This window comes from Prauserella sp. PE36, assembly GCF_003311655.1.
GTDB lineage: Bacteria > Actinomycetota > Actinomycetes > Mycobacteriales > Pseudonocardiaceae > Prauserella_A > Prauserella_A endophytica.
On sequence record NZ_QEQT01000059.1, the window covers coordinates 105,855 to 121,058 of the forward strand.

15 protein-coding genes are annotated in these 15,204 nt (G+C 72.1%); 13 read left to right on the forward strand and 2 right to left on the reverse strand.

Translation table 11 applies throughout. The features are described 5' to 3' along the window. The first annotated feature begins 6 nt into the window (after nucleotides 1–6). From DI005_RS14095 to DI005_RS14145, 11 genes are all read left to right on the forward strand, one after another. Nucleotides 7–1,050, forward strand: a complete 1,044-nt coding sequence (locus DI005_RS14095) for an LLM class flavin-dependent oxidoreductase (RefSeq protein WP_112272013.1) — start codon at nucleotides 7–9, stop codon at nucleotides 1,048–1,050. 10 nt (nucleotides 1,051–1,060) lie between these two features. Then, nucleotides 1,061–1,906 (forward strand): helix-turn-helix domain-containing protein, encoded by an 846-nt coding sequence (locus DI005_RS14100; RefSeq protein ID WP_113642389.1) that lies wholly within the window; start codon nucleotides 1,061–1,063, stop codon nucleotides 1,904–1,906. Beyond that, the gene (locus tag DI005_RS14105) at nucleotides 1,903–2,295 is read left to right on the forward strand and encodes a VOC family protein (RefSeq protein ID WP_113642507.1); all 393 of its coding nucleotides are present in this window, start codon (nucleotides 1,903–1,905) and stop codon (nucleotides 2,293–2,295) included. Before DI005_RS14100 ends, DI005_RS14105 begins: the two co-directional genes overlap by 4 nt. 67 nt (nucleotides 2,296–2,362) lie before the next feature. Then, nucleotides 2,363–3,217, forward strand: a complete 855-nt coding sequence (locus DI005_RS14110) for a GNAT family N-acetyltransferase (RefSeq protein ID WP_112272015.1) — start codon at nucleotides 2,363–2,365, stop codon at nucleotides 3,215–3,217. 45 nt (nucleotides 3,218–3,262) lie between these two features. Next, on the forward strand, nucleotides 3,263–5,062 hold the full coding sequence (locus tag DI005_RS14115; RefSeq protein WP_113642391.1) for a penicillin-binding transpeptidase domain-containing protein: 1,800 nt from the start codon (nucleotides 3,263–3,265) through the stop codon (nucleotides 5,060–5,062). Nucleotides 5,063–5,079: 17 nt separating this feature from the next. Further along, complete coding sequence (locus tag DI005_RS14120) at nucleotides 5,080–5,361, forward strand: type II toxin-antitoxin system Phd/YefM family antitoxin (RefSeq protein ID WP_112272017.1); 282 nt, start codon at nucleotides 5,080–5,082, stop codon at nucleotides 5,359–5,361. Next, nucleotides 5,358–5,753 (forward strand): type II toxin-antitoxin system VapC family toxin, encoded by a 396-nt coding sequence (locus tag DI005_RS14125; protein ID WP_113642393.1) that lies wholly within the window; start codon nucleotides 5,358–5,360, stop codon nucleotides 5,751–5,753. The genes DI005_RS14120 and DI005_RS14125 overlap by 4 nt, the downstream gene beginning before the upstream one ends. 10 nt (nucleotides 5,754–5,763) lie before the next feature. After that, nucleotides 5,764–6,621, forward strand: a complete 858-nt coding sequence (gene map / locus DI005_RS14130; RefSeq protein ID WP_112272019.1) for a type I methionyl aminopeptidase — start codon at nucleotides 5,764–5,766, stop codon at nucleotides 6,619–6,621. An 87-nt stretch (nucleotides 6,622–6,708) separates the two neighbouring features. Next, nucleotides 6,709–7,461 (forward strand): 3-hydroxybutyrate dehydrogenase, encoded by a 753-nt coding sequence (locus tag DI005_RS14135; protein ID WP_112272020.1) that lies wholly within the window; start codon nucleotides 6,709–6,711, stop codon nucleotides 7,459–7,461. Nucleotides 7,462–7,501: 40 nt separating this feature from the next. Next, on the forward strand, nucleotides 7,502–8,818 hold the full coding sequence (locus tag DI005_RS14140; protein ID WP_113642395.1) for an MFS transporter: 1,317 nt from the start codon (nucleotides 7,502–7,504) through the stop codon (nucleotides 8,816–8,818). A gap of 4 nt (nucleotides 8,819–8,822) precedes the next feature. Beyond that, nucleotides 8,823–10,613, forward strand: coding sequence for a GAF domain-containing protein (locus tag DI005_RS14145; protein ID WP_113642397.1), 1,791 nt, complete (start codon nucleotides 8,823–8,825; stop codon nucleotides 10,611–10,613). 128 nt (nucleotides 10,614–10,741) lie between these two features. On the opposite strand, the gene DI005_RS14150 is transcribed toward DI005_RS14145, so the two are convergent. Beyond that, nucleotides 10,742–11,428 (reverse strand): FadR/GntR family transcriptional regulator, encoded by a 687-nt coding sequence (locus DI005_RS14150; RefSeq protein WP_112272024.1) that lies wholly within the window; start codon nucleotides 11,426–11,428, stop codon nucleotides 10,742–10,744. Nucleotides 11,429–11,478: 50 nt separating this feature from the next. Between DI005_RS14150 and DI005_RS14155 the strand changes: the two genes are divergently transcribed. After that, on the forward strand, nucleotides 11,479–12,705 hold the full coding sequence (locus DI005_RS14155; RefSeq protein WP_113642399.1) for an MFS transporter: 1,227 nt from the start codon (nucleotides 11,479–11,481) through the stop codon (nucleotides 12,703–12,705). Here the strand turns inward: DI005_RS14155 and DI005_RS14160 are convergent. Next, a complete protein-coding gene (locus DI005_RS14160; protein WP_113642401.1) occupies nucleotides 12,702–14,093 on the reverse strand; it encodes a mycothione reductase in 1,392 nt (463 codons plus the stop codon). The genes DI005_RS14155 and DI005_RS14160 overlap by 4 nt on opposite strands. Before the next feature lie 82 nt (nucleotides 14,094–14,175). On the opposite strand from DI005_RS14160, the gene DI005_RS14165 reads away from it, so the two are divergent. Next, a complete protein-coding gene (locus DI005_RS14165) occupies nucleotides 14,176–15,195 on the forward strand; it encodes a GTP-binding protein (RefSeq protein ID WP_113642403.1) in 1,020 nt (339 codons plus the stop codon). Nucleotides 15,196–15,204: the final 9 nt, after the last annotated feature.

A 15,204-nucleotide genomic window follows, 5' to 3' on the forward strand; every position in this document is an offset into this window, starting at 1 on the left:
GGGCCCGTGGCCTTCGAGTTGGGGGTCTACTCCTTCGGAGAGATCACCCCGGACCCGGCGACGGGAGCCGTGCCGACGGCGCGGCAGCGCCTGCGCGACTACCTGGAGCAGGCCGCCGTGGCCGACCAGGCCGGGCTGGACGTCTTCGCGATCGGAGAGCACCACCGCGGCGACTTCGCCGTCTCCGCGACGTCCGTGGTGCTCGCGGCCATGGCGGAGCGCACGGAGAGGATCCGGCTCTCCAGCGCGGTCACCGTGCTCAGCTCGGAGGACCCGGTGCGGGTGTTCCAGCAGTACGCCACGCTGGATCTGCTGTCCGACGGGCGCGCGGAGATCATCGCGGGCAGGGGCTCGTACATCGAGTCGTTCCCGCTCTTCGGCTACGACCTCGCCGACTATGACGCGCTGTTCGCCGAGAAGCTCGACCTGCTGCTGGCCCTGCGGGAGCGGAACCCGATCACGTGGTCGGGCCGCTTCCGGGCCCCGTTGAACAGCGCCGACGTCGCACCGCGTCCGTTGCAGGAGAAGCTGCCGATCTGGGTCGCGGTGGGCGGGACACCCGCGTCCGTGGTCCGGGCGGGCAGGCTCGGGCTGCCGCTCGCGCTGGCGATCATAGGCGGGCCGCTGGCGCGGTTCACGCCGTTCGCCCAGCTGTACCGGCAGGCGGCGGAGGAGGCCGGGCACGATCCAGCGACGCTGCCGCTGAGCATCAACTCGCCCGGCTTCGTCGCACCGACGAGCCAGGCCGCGCGCGATCTGTCCTACCCGTACTTCGACCGCGGCATGCTGGAGAACTTCCACGAGCGCGGGCACGGTTTCCACACCCCGCGCGATGCCTACGACGCCCAGTCGTCCAGGGCCGGTGCGCTCGTGGTGGGCAGCCCGCAGGAGATCATCGACAAGATCATGTACCAGCACGAGCTGTTCGGGCACCAGCGGCTGCTGATCCAGCTCGCTTTCGGGGGCGTGCCGCAGAAGGAGACCCTGCGGGCGATCGAGCTGCTCGGAACCGAGGTCGCGCCCGTCGTCCGCCGCGAGATCGGGGGCTAGGGTCGAGGCCATGGGCCGCGACGACTTCGCCGTCCGGGCGCCGCATCCCGCGCTGCGGCCCCTCGTCACGCGCTACATCGGCTACTCCCAGCGGCAGAACACGCTGACCGTCCACCGCGGCCTGCCCAGCAGGCACGTCACGTTGATCATCAGCCTCGCCGAACCCGTCCGCGTCGTCGGGATGCCGAGGCCCGACCAGGCACCCGGCTCCTTCGCCGGGCTCGTCGGCGGCATGCACACCGGTCCCGCGCTGATCGAGCAGGACACCGTGCAGGCCGGGATACACCTGGAGCTCAACCCGCTCGGCACGTACGCCCTGCTCGGCGTGCGGGCGGCCGATCTCTCCGGCTACGTCGTGGACCTCGCCGATCTCGGCTCGCCCGCGATGGCGGCGCTGCCAGGGCGGCTCGCGTCCGCGCCGGAGTGGGAGAGCCGGTTCGATCTGCTCGACGAGGTCCTGCTCGGCCGGCTCGACGACGTGCCAGAGCCCGCGCCGGAGATCAGCTGGGCGTGGCGGCGGATGATCGGCGCGGGCGGCACGCTGCGGGTCGACGCGCTGGCGCGCGAGGTCGGCTGGAGCAGGCGGCACTTCGGCGAGCGGTTCTCCCGCGAGCTGGGCCTTTCGCCGAAGCAGGCGGGGCGCGTGCTGCGGTTCGAGCGCGCGGGCAGGCTCCTGCGGGCGGGCCATCGCGGAGGGCTCGCCGAGCTGGCCGTGCGGTGCGGCTACCACGACCAGGCCCACCTGACCAACGAGTGGCGTGCCCTCGCGGGGTGCCCGCCGGGCACGTGGATCGCCGAGGAGCTCCCATTTCTGCAATACGAGGCGGGGTGGCCCGGCGCAGACTCGGGGGCATGAACAACCCAGGAATCTGGCCGGCACTGCTGTACGACGACGCCGAAGCGGCCCGGCGTTTTCTTGTCGACGTGTTCGGCTTCACCGAGGCGCTCGTGGTCCATGACGACGACGGCGCGACGATCGTCCACGCCGAACTGCGGTGGCCCGAGGGTGGCGGCGTGATGCTGGGCACGCGCGGGCACGGGCACAAGGGCGTCGAGGAGCCGACCGCGCGGACACAGTGGCTCTACGTGGTGACCGCCGACCCCGACGCTGTGTACCGGCGGGCGCTCGACGCGGGCGCGACGATCACCGAGAAGCCCTACGACACCGACTACGGCTCGCGCAACGTCGGCATCGCCGATCCCGAGGGCAACGGGTGGACCTTCGGTACCTACCAGGGCGCGTGATCGATTCTCCGGGGCCGACCGGGGGTTCTTTTTTCCGTTCGCGCCCGGCATCTGGCAGGCTGGGAGCGTGTTGCGGCTTGCAGGTGCGCGGCTGCTCGACGACAGCGACTACCCGGCGGTCCGGGCCGCGCTCGCCGCGGACCCCGTGGGTAGCTGCATGGTCTCCGCGCGCGTCGAGGTGGCCGGGCTGGATCCATGGCGGCTTGGTGGGGAGCTCTGGGGAGCGGACGGCAGGACCGCCCGCTCCGGTGCGTTGCACGGCCTGTGTTTCTCCGGGCCGAACATGATCCCGTTGCGGGGCAACGCCGCGGCACTGCGGTCGTTCGCCGACCGTGCGCTGCGCAGGCAGCGCACGTGCTCGTCGCTCGTCGGGCCCTCCGAGCAGGTGCTGGGGCTGTGGGACGAGCTGGTGGCCGAATGGGGTCCCGCCCGCGAGGTCCGGCACGACCAGCCGCTGATGGCGCTCGACCGCCTCCCGGCGGTGCCCGTCGACCGCGAGGTGCGGCCGGTGCGGCCCGACGAGCTCGACCGGTACCTGCCTGCGGCGATCGCGATGTTCGTCGAGGAGGTCGGCGTCGACCCGCGCGCCGGCGACGGCGGCGCCAGCTACCGGGCCAGGGTCGCCGAGCTGATCGCCGGCGGCCGGGCGTTCGCCCGCTTCGAGAACGGCGAGGTCGTGTTCAAGGCCGAGATCGGTGCGTTGTCGGAAACGGTGGGCCAGATCCAGGGCGTGTGGGTGCACCCCGACCGCCGCGGTCACGGCCTCGGTTCCGCGGGCACCGCCGCGGTCTCCACCCGGCTCATCCGCGGCATGGGCCGGGTGGCGAGCCTGTACGTCAACTCGTTCAACTCGCCCGCGCTCGCCGCCTACCGCAAGATCGGGTTCCGGCAGGTCGGCCGGTACGCCACTGTGCTGTTCTGAGTGTCGCGGGCGGATCCGCCGGTCCGGTCTGCATACTGATCAGTCGTGCGTGAACGTCACCGGATCGGCGCGGCGCTGGCGTGCGCCGCGCTCGTGGTCAGCGGTTGCAGTGTGTTCGGCGGGCCGGACCCCGGGGACACGGTCGGTGAGTTCCTCGAGGCGTTCGCGGGCGGGGACACCGCCGCGGCCGCCGGGCTTACCGACCGGCCGGAGGCCGCCAAGGCCGTGCTCGACCAGGCGCGTGGGGCGCTCGAACCGAAGTCGATCGGCACGTCCGTCGGCGAGGTCGCCGAGGAGGGCGAGGCCGGGGCGACCGTGGGCTACCGGCTCGAGTGGCAGCTCGGTGAGAAGCGGCGGTGGGCCTACGACGCGAGGGCGCGGCTGCACCAGGCCGACGGCGAGTGGAAGCTGCGGTGGGAGCCTGCGCTGGTGCATCCGGAGCTGGGCATGCAGCAGGGGCTCGCGCTGCGGACCGAGACCCCGCCGCCGGCGCCGGTGCTCGACCGCGACGGCGCGCCGCTGCTGCAGGCCGACACCGTGATCGGCGTGGTCGTCGACGGCGAGGCGGCGGGGGAGCGGCTGGACGACGTCGCGGGCACGCTCGCGGACCAGCTCGGCAGGCTGGAGCCGAGCATCACCAAGCGGTCGATCCTCGACGGCGTCAGGGGCACCGAGCAGGGCAAGGGCTACCTCGTGGCGAGCCTGCGCTCGGCCGACTACCAGTCGGTCAAGCCGGCCATCTACGACCTGCCGGGCGTGCGTTTCACGAGCGACGAGCGGCTGCTCAGCGCTGAGCGCGGGCTCGGCAGCCAGGTGCTGCCCGCGATCCGGAGCGAGGTAGCCGACCGCGTCGCGGGCCGGGAGGGCTGGCGTGTGGTGACCACCGACCCGACGGGGGCGGAGATCGCGGAGCTGCATGCCGAGCAGGCGCGCCCTGCGGACGCCGTGCCGGCCACGCTCAGCCGTCGCGCACAGGAGGCCGCCGAGGACGCGCTGCGGGACGTCGCCAAGCCCGCGGCCATCGTGGCGTTGCAGGCCTCGACCGGTGAGCTGCTGGCGGTCGCCCAGAACGAGGCAGCCGACGAGCAGGGCGCGATCGCGCTGACCGGCCGTTACCCGCCCGGCTCGACGTTCAAGATCGCCACCGCGGCGGCGGCCCTTTCCAATGGCAACGCCGGGCCGGGCACGTTGGTCGACTGCCCACCGACGACGACCATCGAGGGCAGGCGCATCCCCAACGACGACGAGTTCGGCCTCGGCAGGGTGCCCCTGCACACGGCGTTCGCCCGCTCATGCAACACGACGTTCGCGCGCCTGGCCGTTGACCTGCCCCCGGACGCGCTCACCAAGGCGGCGCGCGACCTGGGCATCGGCGCCGACTTCGTGATCCCCGGCATCACCACGATCACCGGGTCCGTGCCGCCAGCCGAGGAGACCGTGCAGCGTGCGGAGAACGGCTTCGGGCAGGGCAAGACGCTCGCGAGCCCGTTCGGGCTGGCGGTGGCGGCGGGCACGGTCGCGGCGGGCAAGACGCCGGTGCCGAGCCTGCTGAAGGGCGAGCGGACCGAGGCGACCCAGCTCGGCGAGCCGATCGGCGAGGACGTGCTGTCGGCGCTACGGACGATGATGCGCGAGGTGGTGACCGACGGCACGGCCACCGCGCTGGCCGGCCTGCCCGGTGTGCACGGCAAGACGGGAACGGCGCAGTTCGGCGACGGCACCCGCTCGCACGGCTGGTTCGCCGGGTACCAGGGCGACGTCGCGTTCTCGGTGCTGACGGTCGACGCGGGCAGCTCCGCGCCCGCCGTCGAGGCCGCACAGCGGTTCCTCGGTGGACTCCGATAAGTGCTACCATGTAGCACATGGAGACCATCGGGGTGCGCGAGCTGCGGCAGAGCGCGAGCGTGTACCTGCGGCGGGTGGCGGCGGGAGAGTCGTTCACCGTGACCGACCGGGGCAGGCCGGTCGCCGAGCTGCGGCCGACCTCGGGCGGTGGCGGCATCGACGAGCTGCTCGCCAGGGGCGACATCCTGCCGCCGGAGCGGCCGACCGGTGTGCTCGGCGGCGACCTGCCGGAGCCGCTGGATCTCGGCTTCTCCGGCTCGGACGAGCTGCGGCGGCTCCGGGACGAGGAACGCTGGTGATCTACTTAGACACGTCGGCGCTGGTCAAGCTCGTCGTGAAGGAGAACGAGACCCCCGAGCTGCTGTCGTGGCTGCGGGAGCACGGCGGCACGCGTAAAGGCAGCTCGATGCTCGCGAGGGTCGAGCTGCCCCGCGCCGTGCGCAGGGGCGGCGACGTTGCCTACCTGCGGGCACAGCTCGTGCTCGGCGATCTCCTGCAGCTGCCCATGACCGCCGCGGTGCTGGACGCCGCAGGCTCCCTGCCCGGGCCGCTGCGCTCACTGGACGCCATCCACCTCGCGTCGGCCATGCGGGTCCGCGCCGAGCTCCAGTACCTGGTCGCCTACGACCAGCGGCTGCTGGAGACCGCGCGACTGGCCGGTCTCCCCATCGCGTCTCCCGGGGCGTCGTAGGCTGGGGACCATGCCCGTTCGTGCCCCGCTCCAGCCTGGCGTGCAGACGCCGGTCCGTTCCGTCCCCTCCGCCATCGCGCGCCCCGAGTACGTCGGCAAGCCCGCGCCGCAGCGTGACTCCGGCAACGGCGTGCGGACGCCCGAGGTCATCGAGGCCATGCGGGTGGCGAGCAGGATCGCCGCGCAGGCGCTGGAGGAGGGCGGCAAGGCCGTCAAGCCGGGCAACACCACCGACGACATCGACAAGGTCGTGCACGAGTTCCTGCTCGACCACGGCGCCTACCCGTCGACGCTGGGCTACCGCAACTTCCCCAAGTCGTGCTGCACCTCGCTCAACGAGGTCATCTGCCACGGCATCCCCGACTCGACCGTGATCGAGGACGGCGACATCTGCAACATCGACGTCACCGCGTACATCGGCGGCGTGCACGGCGACACCAACGCGACGTTCCTCGCCGGGGACGTCTCCGAGGAGGTGCGGTTACTCGTCGAGCGCACCCACGAGGCGACCATGCGCGCGATCAAGGCCGTGCGTCCCGGCAGGCAGCTGAACGTGATCGGCAGGGTGATCGAGTCCTACGCCAAGCGGTTCGGCTACGGCGTGGTCCGCGACTTCACCGGGCACGGCGTCGGGCCGGCCTTCCACACCGCGCCGACCGTGCTCCACTACGAGGAGCCGTCGGTCACCACGGTGATCGAGCAGAACATGACGTTCACGATCGAGCCGATGATCACCCTCGGCACCATCGACTACGACGTCTGGGACGACGACTGGACGGTCACCACCAAGGACAAGAAGTGGACCGCCCAGTTCGAGCACACGATCCTCGTCACCGAGAGCGGCGCCGAGATCCTCACACTGCCCTGAGGTAGCTCCGTCCCACACAACCCACCCCCGGGTTGTGGCCTGCGCACACATGGTTGACGGGGTGTTCTGCTCGTACCGTCAACTGCCATGACCAGCACCTCCCTGCACGGCAGGACCGCACTCGTCACCGGCGGCGCGAGCGGCATCGGGCGCGCCTGCGTGCAGGCGCTGAGCGAGGCCGGGGCGAAGGTGCACCTCGTCGACGCCGACGCCGACGGAGCCTCGGCGACAGCCGAGGAGACCGGTGCCGTCGCGCACGTGGCCGACCTCACCGACCCCGCCGCCGTCGCCGGGTTGCCCGCCGAGGTCGACGTGCTCGTGAACAACGCCGGCTTCCAGCACATCGCCGCCATCCCGGACTTCCCGCCCGAGAAGTTCTCCGCGATGCAGCAGCTGATGGTCACCACGCCGTTCCTGCTGATGCGGCACTGCCTGCCCGCGATGTACGAGCGCGGCTGGGGCAGGCTGATCAACATCTCCAGCGTCCACGGCGTGCGCGCGAGCCCGAACAAGGCCGCCTACGTCGCCGCCAAGCACGGCCTCGAAGGGCTCAGCAAGGTCGCCGCGCTGGAGGGCGCCGCGCACGGTGTGACCAGCAACTGCGTCGACCCCGGCTACGTGCGCACCGCCCTCGTCGAGGGCCAGGTCGCCGACCAGGCCCGCTCGCGCGGCATTCCCGAACGCGCCGTGGTGGACGAGGTCTTCCTCGGCCGCACGGCCGTCAAGCGCCTGATCGAGCCCGCCGAGGTCGCCGCCGTGGTGCTCTGGCTCTGCGGCGAGCAGGCCGGGTACCTCACCGGCGCGTCCATCCCGCTCGACGGCGGCTGGACCGCCAGCTAGCTCCCGATTTCCCGTTCGCACAACGAAGTGGTGATGCCCCATGCCCGAGGCCAAGTCCATCAAACGCGTCGTCGTCGCCAGCATGATCGGCACGACGATCGAGTGGTACGACTTCTTCCTGTTCGGCTCCGCGGCCGCGCTGGTGTTCAACACGCTGTTCTTCCCCGAAGCCGACCCGCTCACGGGCACCCTGCTGGCGTTCGGCACCTATGCGATCGGGTTCGTCGCCAGGCCGCTCGGCGGGCTCGTCTTCGGGCACTACGGCGACAAGCTCGGTCGCAAGAAGCTCCTCGTGCTGAGCCTGCTCATGATGGGCGGCGCGACGTTCGCGATGGGCCTGCTGCCCACCTATGCGAGCATCGGCATCGCCGCGCCACTGCTGCTGGTCCTGCTGCGCCTGGTCCAGGGGTTCGCGCTCGGCGGTGAATGGGGTGGCGCGGTGCTCATCGTGTCCGAGCACGGCGACGCCAGGCGGCGCGGTTTCTGGGCGTCGTGGCCACAGGCCGGCGCCCCGGGCGGCAACCTGCTCGCCACGGCCGTGCTCGCGGTGCTCGCGGCCGTGCAGAGCGACGCCGCGTTCGAGTCCTGGGGCTGGCGGATCCCGTTCCTGCTCTCCGGGCTGCTCGTGGTGATCGGGCTGTGGATCCGGCTGGCGGTGTCGGAGTCGCCGGTGTTCATGGAGGCCGTCAAGCAGGCCGACGAGGAGCCCGCGCCGGAGAAGGCCCCGATCGTCACCGTGATGCGGCACAACTGGCGGCAGGTGCTGATCGCGATGGGCGCCCGGTTCGGCGAGAACGTCTCCTACTACGTCCTCACGGCGTTCGTGCTCGTGTACCTCACCAACCAGCTGGACCTGCCGAAGTCGACGGGCCTCAACGCCGTGCTGATCGGTTCGGCCATCCACTTCGCCACGATCCCGCTGTGGGGACTGCTGTCCGACGTCCTCGGGCGCAGGGCGGTGTACGCCTTCGGCGCCGTCGGCATGGGCGTGTGGGCGTTCGTGTTCTTCGCGATGCTCGACACGCGCTCGACGTTCGGGATCATCGCGGCGGTCACCATCGGGCTCGTGCTGCACGGTGCGATGTACGGCCCGCAGGCGGCGTTCTTCTCTGAGCTCTTCGGCACCAAGGTGCGCTACTCGGGCGCGTCGATCGGCTACCAGCTCGCGTCGATCGTGGCAGGCGGGCTCGCCCCGCTCATCGCCACGGCGCTGCTGGACAGCACCGGCGCGAGCCTGCTGATCTCGTGCTACCTCGCCGCCACCTGTGTGCTCACGCTCGTGGCCGTGTATCTGGCGAAGGAAACGCGTGGCACCTCGCTGCGGGACGCCGAGCAGCCGTCCTCGGTGACAGCATGAGTGCGTGACCGAAAGCGAACACCGCCTGCTGGAACTGCTGGCCGCGGGCGCGAGCAGCGACGAGCTGGCTCGCGTTCCCGCGGACGGCGCCGCGGTGCGCCTCGCGATGGACATCAGGCGCACGCTCGATGCCCGCAGCCGCAGAGAGGCCGAGCTCGCGGCGTTGTTCGACACGGCGAGCGACCTCGCGCGGCTGCGGGACCTCGACGCCGTGCTCCGCTCGATCGTCCGTAGGGCGCGGATGCTGCTACGAGTGGACGTCTCGTACCTGAGCCTCAACGACGAGGCCGAGGGCGGCACGTACATGCGGGTCACCGACGGTTCCGCGTCGGCGTTGTTCCAGCAGCTGCGGCTGGGCATGGGGGAGGGGCTTGGCGGACTCGTCGCGCAGACCGCCCGCCCGTACGCGACCGCGAACTACCCCGCCGACGACCGGTTCGAGCACACCGGGCCCATCGACCGCGCGGTGGGCGACGAGGGACTCGTGGCGATCCTCGGCGTACCGCTCTCGCTCGGCGAGCAGGTGATCGGAGTGCTGTACGCCTCGGACCGGCGCCCGCGAGAGTTCTCGCCGGACGAGGTGGCGCTGCTGTCGTCGTTCGCCGACCACGCGGCGATCGCGATCGACAACGCACGCGCGCTGGCCGAGCTGGCCAGCGCGAACGCGACGATCAAGGCCCACCACGAGGCGCTCGCCAGGGCACAGGAGGCGCACGACCGGCTCACGGAGCTCGTGCTCGGCGGCGCCGACGTGCGGCAGGTCGCCGAGGCCGTGGCCGCGGTGCTCGGCGGCGGGATCGTCGTGCACGACGCCGACGGCGCCGAGCTGGGCCGCTCGGGCGGCGGTCCGGCCACGCGCTCGCCGGAGGCGATCGCCGCCTCGCGTGCGGCGGGCAGGGCGGTGCCCGACGGCGACGTGTGGGTGTGCGCCGTGCTGGCGGGTCCCGAGCTCATGGGCAGCATCACGCTGAGCGGCAGGCCCGCGCTGTCGGACGCGGACCGGCGCCTGTTCGAACGCGCGAGTGTGGTGACGGCGCTGTTGTTGCTGCTGCGCCGTTCGGCGGCCGAGGCCGAGGACCGCGTGCGGGGCGAGCTGGTGGCCGACCTGCTGACGGCTCCGGGTCGCGATCCCGCGGCGCTGCTGGACCGGGGGCGCAGGCTCGGCGTCGACCTCGGCGCGCCGCACGTGGTGCTCGCGCTGCACGCCGGGGACGTCTCGCGGGCCCGGCTCGCCTCGGCGGCAGCTCGACGTGGCGTGCTCGCCGGGGTGCACGCGGAGCAGGTCGTGCTGCTCGCGGTCAGCGAGTCGCCGGGTGCCTTCGCGCGCACGGTCGCCACCGACCTGACCGCCGTGCTGGGCTCGCCGGTCACCGTCGGCGCCGCCGGGCCCGCGAGCGGCCCTGCCGAGCTCGCAGCCGCGCACGCGGAGGCGGCGAGGTGCCTGCGCGCGTTGCTCGTGCTGGGCAGGCATGGGCACGGCGCGGCGCCGGCCGAGCTGGGCTTCGTGGGGCTCGTGCTGGGCGACCGGGCGGACGTGCCCGAGTTCGTGCGGGCGACGCTCGGCCCCGTGCTCGACTACGACGAGGCCAAGGGCACCGAGCTGCTGCGCACGCTGCGGGCCTACTTCAGGTGCGGCGGCAACCTCTCGCGGGCCAAGGAGGAGCTGCACGTCCATGTCAACACGGTCGCGCAGCGGCTGGAGCGGATCTCCTCGCTGCTCGGCCCCGGCTGGCAGGAGCCGGACCGCGCACTGGAACTCCAGCTGGCCCTCAGACTGCGAGACCTCGCCGGCTGAGCCCGGAGGGCGACCCCGGATGCAGTGAAGGCCACCATGCCTGCGTTCAACGCAGTGAAGGTGGCCTTCACTGCATTGGCCACCACTGCATCGGCCACCACCCGCACGGGTCACCACTGCCTGTGGCGTTACTGCTCCAGGTCCTCGTCGCTGCGGGCGAGCAGCTCGGTGAGGAAGCCGCTGGCCTCGGCGACGGCGCGGTCGGGGTCCTTGGCTGCGATGGCCTCCAGGAGGCCGTGGTGGCCGATCGGCTCGGCGCTGGAGAGGTGGGTCTGCGAGGTCGCGGCGACGCTCGCGGTGACCACCTCGGTGAGGCCCCGGTACAGCTCGGTGAGCAACGCGTTGTGGCTTGCCTGCACGGTGAGCAGGTGGAACTCCGCGTCGGCGCGGACGAACTCCTCGAAGTGCTGGGCCTGCCAGGCCTGGTCACGCCTGGCGAGCGCGTCGGCGAGCTCGCGCAGCTCCTCGTCGGTTCGTTCCGTGGCGGCCAGCCGTGCGGCCTCGACCTCCAGCGGCCTGCGGACCTGCAGCACCTCGCGCAGCTCCGACCCGGCCAGCCTGCGGATGGCGCCGGAGACCTCGCTGGTGGCCCGGACGTAGGTGCCCGCGCCCTGGCGCACCTCCAGCAGCCCGCTGTGGGCGAGCGCCCGGACCGCCTCACGCACGGTGTTGCGCCCCACTCCGAGGCTGGCGACGAGCTCGGATTCGGTCGGTATGCGCTCGCCGAGCGGCCATTCGCCCTGGCGGATCGCCTCGCGGAGCTGATTGATCACCTGGTCGACCAGTCCGGAGCGCTGCGTGGTCGCGAGAGGCACCCGATCATCCCTTCAGCCGATCATCCTACCTTTTTGTTAGGGTAGCGGACATGGCAACCGACGGCGGAATGTCCGTGCACGACGACACGCGTGCCGATCAGCAGTCCGGTGTCCCGGCGCTCGCCGGTGGCGCGCTGCTGATGGTCGCCGTCGTGCTCGCGGCGCTCAACCTGCGGCCGTCGGTCACTTCCGCGGGGGCCGTGCTCGACGAGATGCGGGAGACGCTCGGCGCGTCGGCCACGTGGGCCGGTGCGCTCACCACCATGCCCGGCCTGTGCTTCGCACTCGCCGGGCTCGCGGCTCCTTACCTCGCCCGCCGGATCGGGCTCAACACGGCCGTCGCCGTCGCGCTCGGCGTGCTGACGGTCGGCCTCGTGCTGCGGGTGCTCAACGGACCCTGGGTCGTGCTCGGCGGCACGCTCGTCGCCAGCGCGGGCATCGCGCTCGCGAACGTGCTGATCCCGGTGGTGGTCAAGTCGTCGTTCGCCGCGCGGATCGGCCTCATGACGGGCATCTACACCGCCGCGCTGCAGGCGGGCGGCGCGCTCGGCTCCGCCGTGACGCCGCCACTCGGCGACGCCTTCGGCGGCTGGCGCGCCGGGCTCGGCAGCTGGGCGGTGCTGGCGGCCCTCGCGCTGGTGCTGTGGTTCGGGGCGACGCGAGGCAGGCCCGACGGCGTCGCGAACACCCCCGAGACGGTGGGCGGAGGGCGCTCGCTGCTGCGCAGCCCGCTCGCCTGGACCGTGACGCTGTTCTTCGGCAGCCAGGCGTGCTTCGCCTACATCATGATGGGCTGGCTGCCGCAGGTGCTGCTCGACGCGGGCGTGAGCCGCACCGCCGCCGGGCTGATGGTGGGCCTGGTGTCGCTGCTCGGCCTCCCGACGAGCCTGCTCGTGGCGCCGCTCGCGACGCGGCGCGGCGGGCAGAGCTGGTGGGTCGTCGGCCTCGGCGTGTTCGGCATCGCAGGCGTCTCGGGGCTGATGCTGGCGCCGTCCGCGGCACCGCTGCTGTGGTCGGTGCTGATCGGCATCGGCATGAGCGTCTTCACCCTCGCCATCGCGACGATCGCGCTGCGGGCCCGCACGAGCGCGGACACGGCGAAGCTGTCGGGCATGGCGCAGGGCCTCGGATACCTGCTCGCCGCGCTGGGGCCGTTCCTGTTCGGCCTGCTGCGCGACGTCACCGGCGGCTGGACCGTGCCGTGCGCGATGCTCCTGTGCGTCCTCGTCGGCCAGCTCGTCTTCGGCTACCTCGCCGGACGGCCCCGGTACGTCTAGTTCTCCAGCGGCAGGTTCAGCAGTGCGTTCTCGATCAGCTCCGGCATCGCGGGGTGGATCCAGTACTGCCCCCGCGCCATCGACCGGGCGTCGAGGCCGAAGCTCATCGCCTGGACGAGCGGCTGGATCAGCGTCGAAGCCTGCGGGCCGATGATGTGCGCCCCGATGAGCTGCCCGGTCGCCGGGTCGGCGAGCAGCTTCGCGAAGCTCGTGGTGTCCTCCATCGCCCAGCCGTAGGCGATGCCGGCGTAGTCCTGCGTCGCCGTCACGTACCGCACGCCCCGCGCGGCGGCGTCCTGCTCGGTGAGCCCCACCGACGCGATCTGCGGCGAGGTGAAGACCGCGTGCGGCACGAACCGGTGGTCGGCCGCGATCGGCTCGTCCGGGTGCAGCAGGTTGTGCTGCACGACGCGCGCCTCGTGGTTGGCGACGTGCTTGAGCTCGTGCCAGGACGAGATGTCACCGAGCGCGTAGATGCCGTCGACCTTCGTGCGCTGGTACTCGTCCACCTCGACGTGCCCGGACGGCAGCGTGGTGACCCCGGTCCTCGCCACGTCGAGCACGTCGGAGTTCGGGTGCCGCCCTGTGGCCACCAGCAGCAGGTCGCCCTCGACGGTCTCGGCGCCGCCAGGCCCCTCCAGGTCGAGCGCCACGCCTGCCGCGGTCCGGCGCACACGCGTGGTCTTGCGGTTCAGCCGCACGTCGAAGCGCTGCGCGGCCAGCTCGGTGTAGCGCCTGCTTACGTCGTCGTCCTCCACCCGCAGCAGCGCGCCCGAGCGCGCCACGATCGTCACCTCCACGCCGAACGAGCCGAAGACGTGCGCGAACTCCGCGCCGATGAAGCCGCTGCCCAGGATCACGATGCGCGAGGGCAGCTCGTCGATCCGCATGATCGTGTCCGAGGTGTGGTAGCCGGACTCCGCCAGCCCTGGGATGTCGGGCGCGACGGCCCGCCCGCCCGCGGCCAGCACGAACGCGTCGGCGGTGAGGGTCTCCTGGCCGCCCGGCAGCGCGACCGTCAGCTCCTTGTGCCCGGTGAAGCGGGCCTCGCCCTCGTAGACGGTGACGTTGGCGTTGTCCTCGTGCTCGATCCGGTACTCGCGGCCACCCGCGGCGATCGGGTCGATCCGGCCGAAGATGCGGTCGCGGATCTCCGGCCAGCGCACCCGCTCCAGCCGCGCGTCGACGCCGAGCCTGGCGCCGGCGGCCGGGGTCGCGGCGACGTCGGCGGCGTGCACGAACATCTTGGTCGGGATGCAGCCCACGTTCAGGCACGTGCCCCCGAAGACACCCTTCTCGACAATGGCGACCTTCTTGTCGGCGAAGCGCTGGTCGAGGATCGAGTTCCCCGACCCGGTCCCGATGATCACCAGGTCGTAGTGCGGCACGGCGTTACCCTTCAGACGGTGGTGGGCCTGCGTTGAGCCCAACCCGATCAGTAGTGGAGTTGTTCCTCCGGAAGGTGTGTCCTTGGCCAAACGTCGCGTCCCGGTCGTCATCGTCGCCGGGTTCCTCGGCTCCGGAAAGACCACCCTGCTCAACCACCTTCTCAGCAACACGCGCGGCGTGCGGATCGGGGTGGTCGTCAACGACTTCGGCAGCGTCAACGTCGACGCGCTGAGCGTGGCCGGGCAGGTCGACTCGATGCTCTCGCTGGAGAACGGCTGCCTGTGCTGCGCGGTCGACACCGCGGGCATGGACGCCATGCTCACCAAGCTGACCTCTGCCGACCTGGACCTCGTGGTGATCGAGGCCAGCGGGCTCGCCGAACCGCGCTCGCTCGTCCGGCTCGTGCTCGCCAGCACCGACCCGCTCGTCGAGTACGGCGGGCTCATCGAGCTGGTCGACGCCGCCGAGTTCGAGACCACGCGCGCCCGCCATCCCGAGCTCGACGAGCACGTGCGGCTGGCCGACCTCGTGGTGCTGAACAAGGTCGACCGGGTCGCCGATCCCGGCCGGCTCACCGCGCTCGTGCGCGAGCTGGCGGGCCCGACGCCCGTGCTGCCGACCGAGCATGGCCGGATCGACCCCGAGCTGCTGTTCGACCGCGTACGCGGGCCGGAGCCCGTCGCTCGGCAGCTGTCGTTCGAGGACCTGCGTGAGGAGGACGCTGACGCTCATGACCACTGCCACGAGCACGCCCACGCCGCCTACGACACGCTGACGGTGACGGCGGGCGCGCTGCACCCGCGCCGGTTCGCCGCGTTCCTCGAGGGACGCCCCGGCGGGCTCTACCGCATGAAGGGCACCGTCTACTTCGGCGTGCCGGGGCACCGGCAGCGGTTCACGCTGCACACCGTCGGCGCCTACACCCGCCTGGTGCGGTCCACGTGGGCCGCGGGTGAGCAACGGCGCACCGAGCTCGTGCTCATCGGCTCCGGCATCGACCCCCAAGCGCTGCGCGCGGCACTGAAGGCGTGCGAGGAACCCGCGCCGGACGAGGTCGACGAGCAGAGCATGCTGCCGGTCCTGCGTTACGTCGAGTCCTGACCGAGGTCG

Excerpts from the sequence above, each read along its gene's own strand:
- DI005_RS14135 (WP_112272020.1), top strand. The coding sequence starts at position 6,709 with ATGACCAGCACCTCCCTGCACGGCAGGACCGCACTCGTCACCGGCGGC.
- DI005_RS14100 (WP_113642389.1), top strand. The coding sequence starts at position 1,061 with ATGGGCCGCGACGACTTCGCCGTCCGGGCGCCGCATCCCGCGCTGCGG.
- DI005_RS14140 (WP_113642395.1), top strand. The coding sequence starts at position 7,502 with ATGCCCGAGGCCAAGTCCATCAAACGCGTCGTCGTCGCCAGCATGATC.
- DI005_RS14155 (WP_113642399.1), top strand. The coding sequence starts at position 11,479 with ATGGCAACCGACGGCGGAATGTCCGTGCACGACGACACGCGTGCCGAT.
- map (WP_112272019.1), top strand. The coding sequence starts at position 5,764 with ATGCCCGTTCGTGCCCCGCTCCAGCCTGGCGTGCAGACGCCGGTCCGT.
- DI005_RS14105 (WP_113642507.1), top strand. The coding sequence starts at position 1,903 with ATGAACAACCCAGGAATCTGGCCGGCACTGCTGTACGACGACGCCGAA.
- DI005_RS14120 (WP_112272017.1), top strand. The coding sequence starts at position 5,080 with ATGGAGACCATCGGGGTGCGCGAGCTGCGGCAGAGCGCGAGCGTGTAC.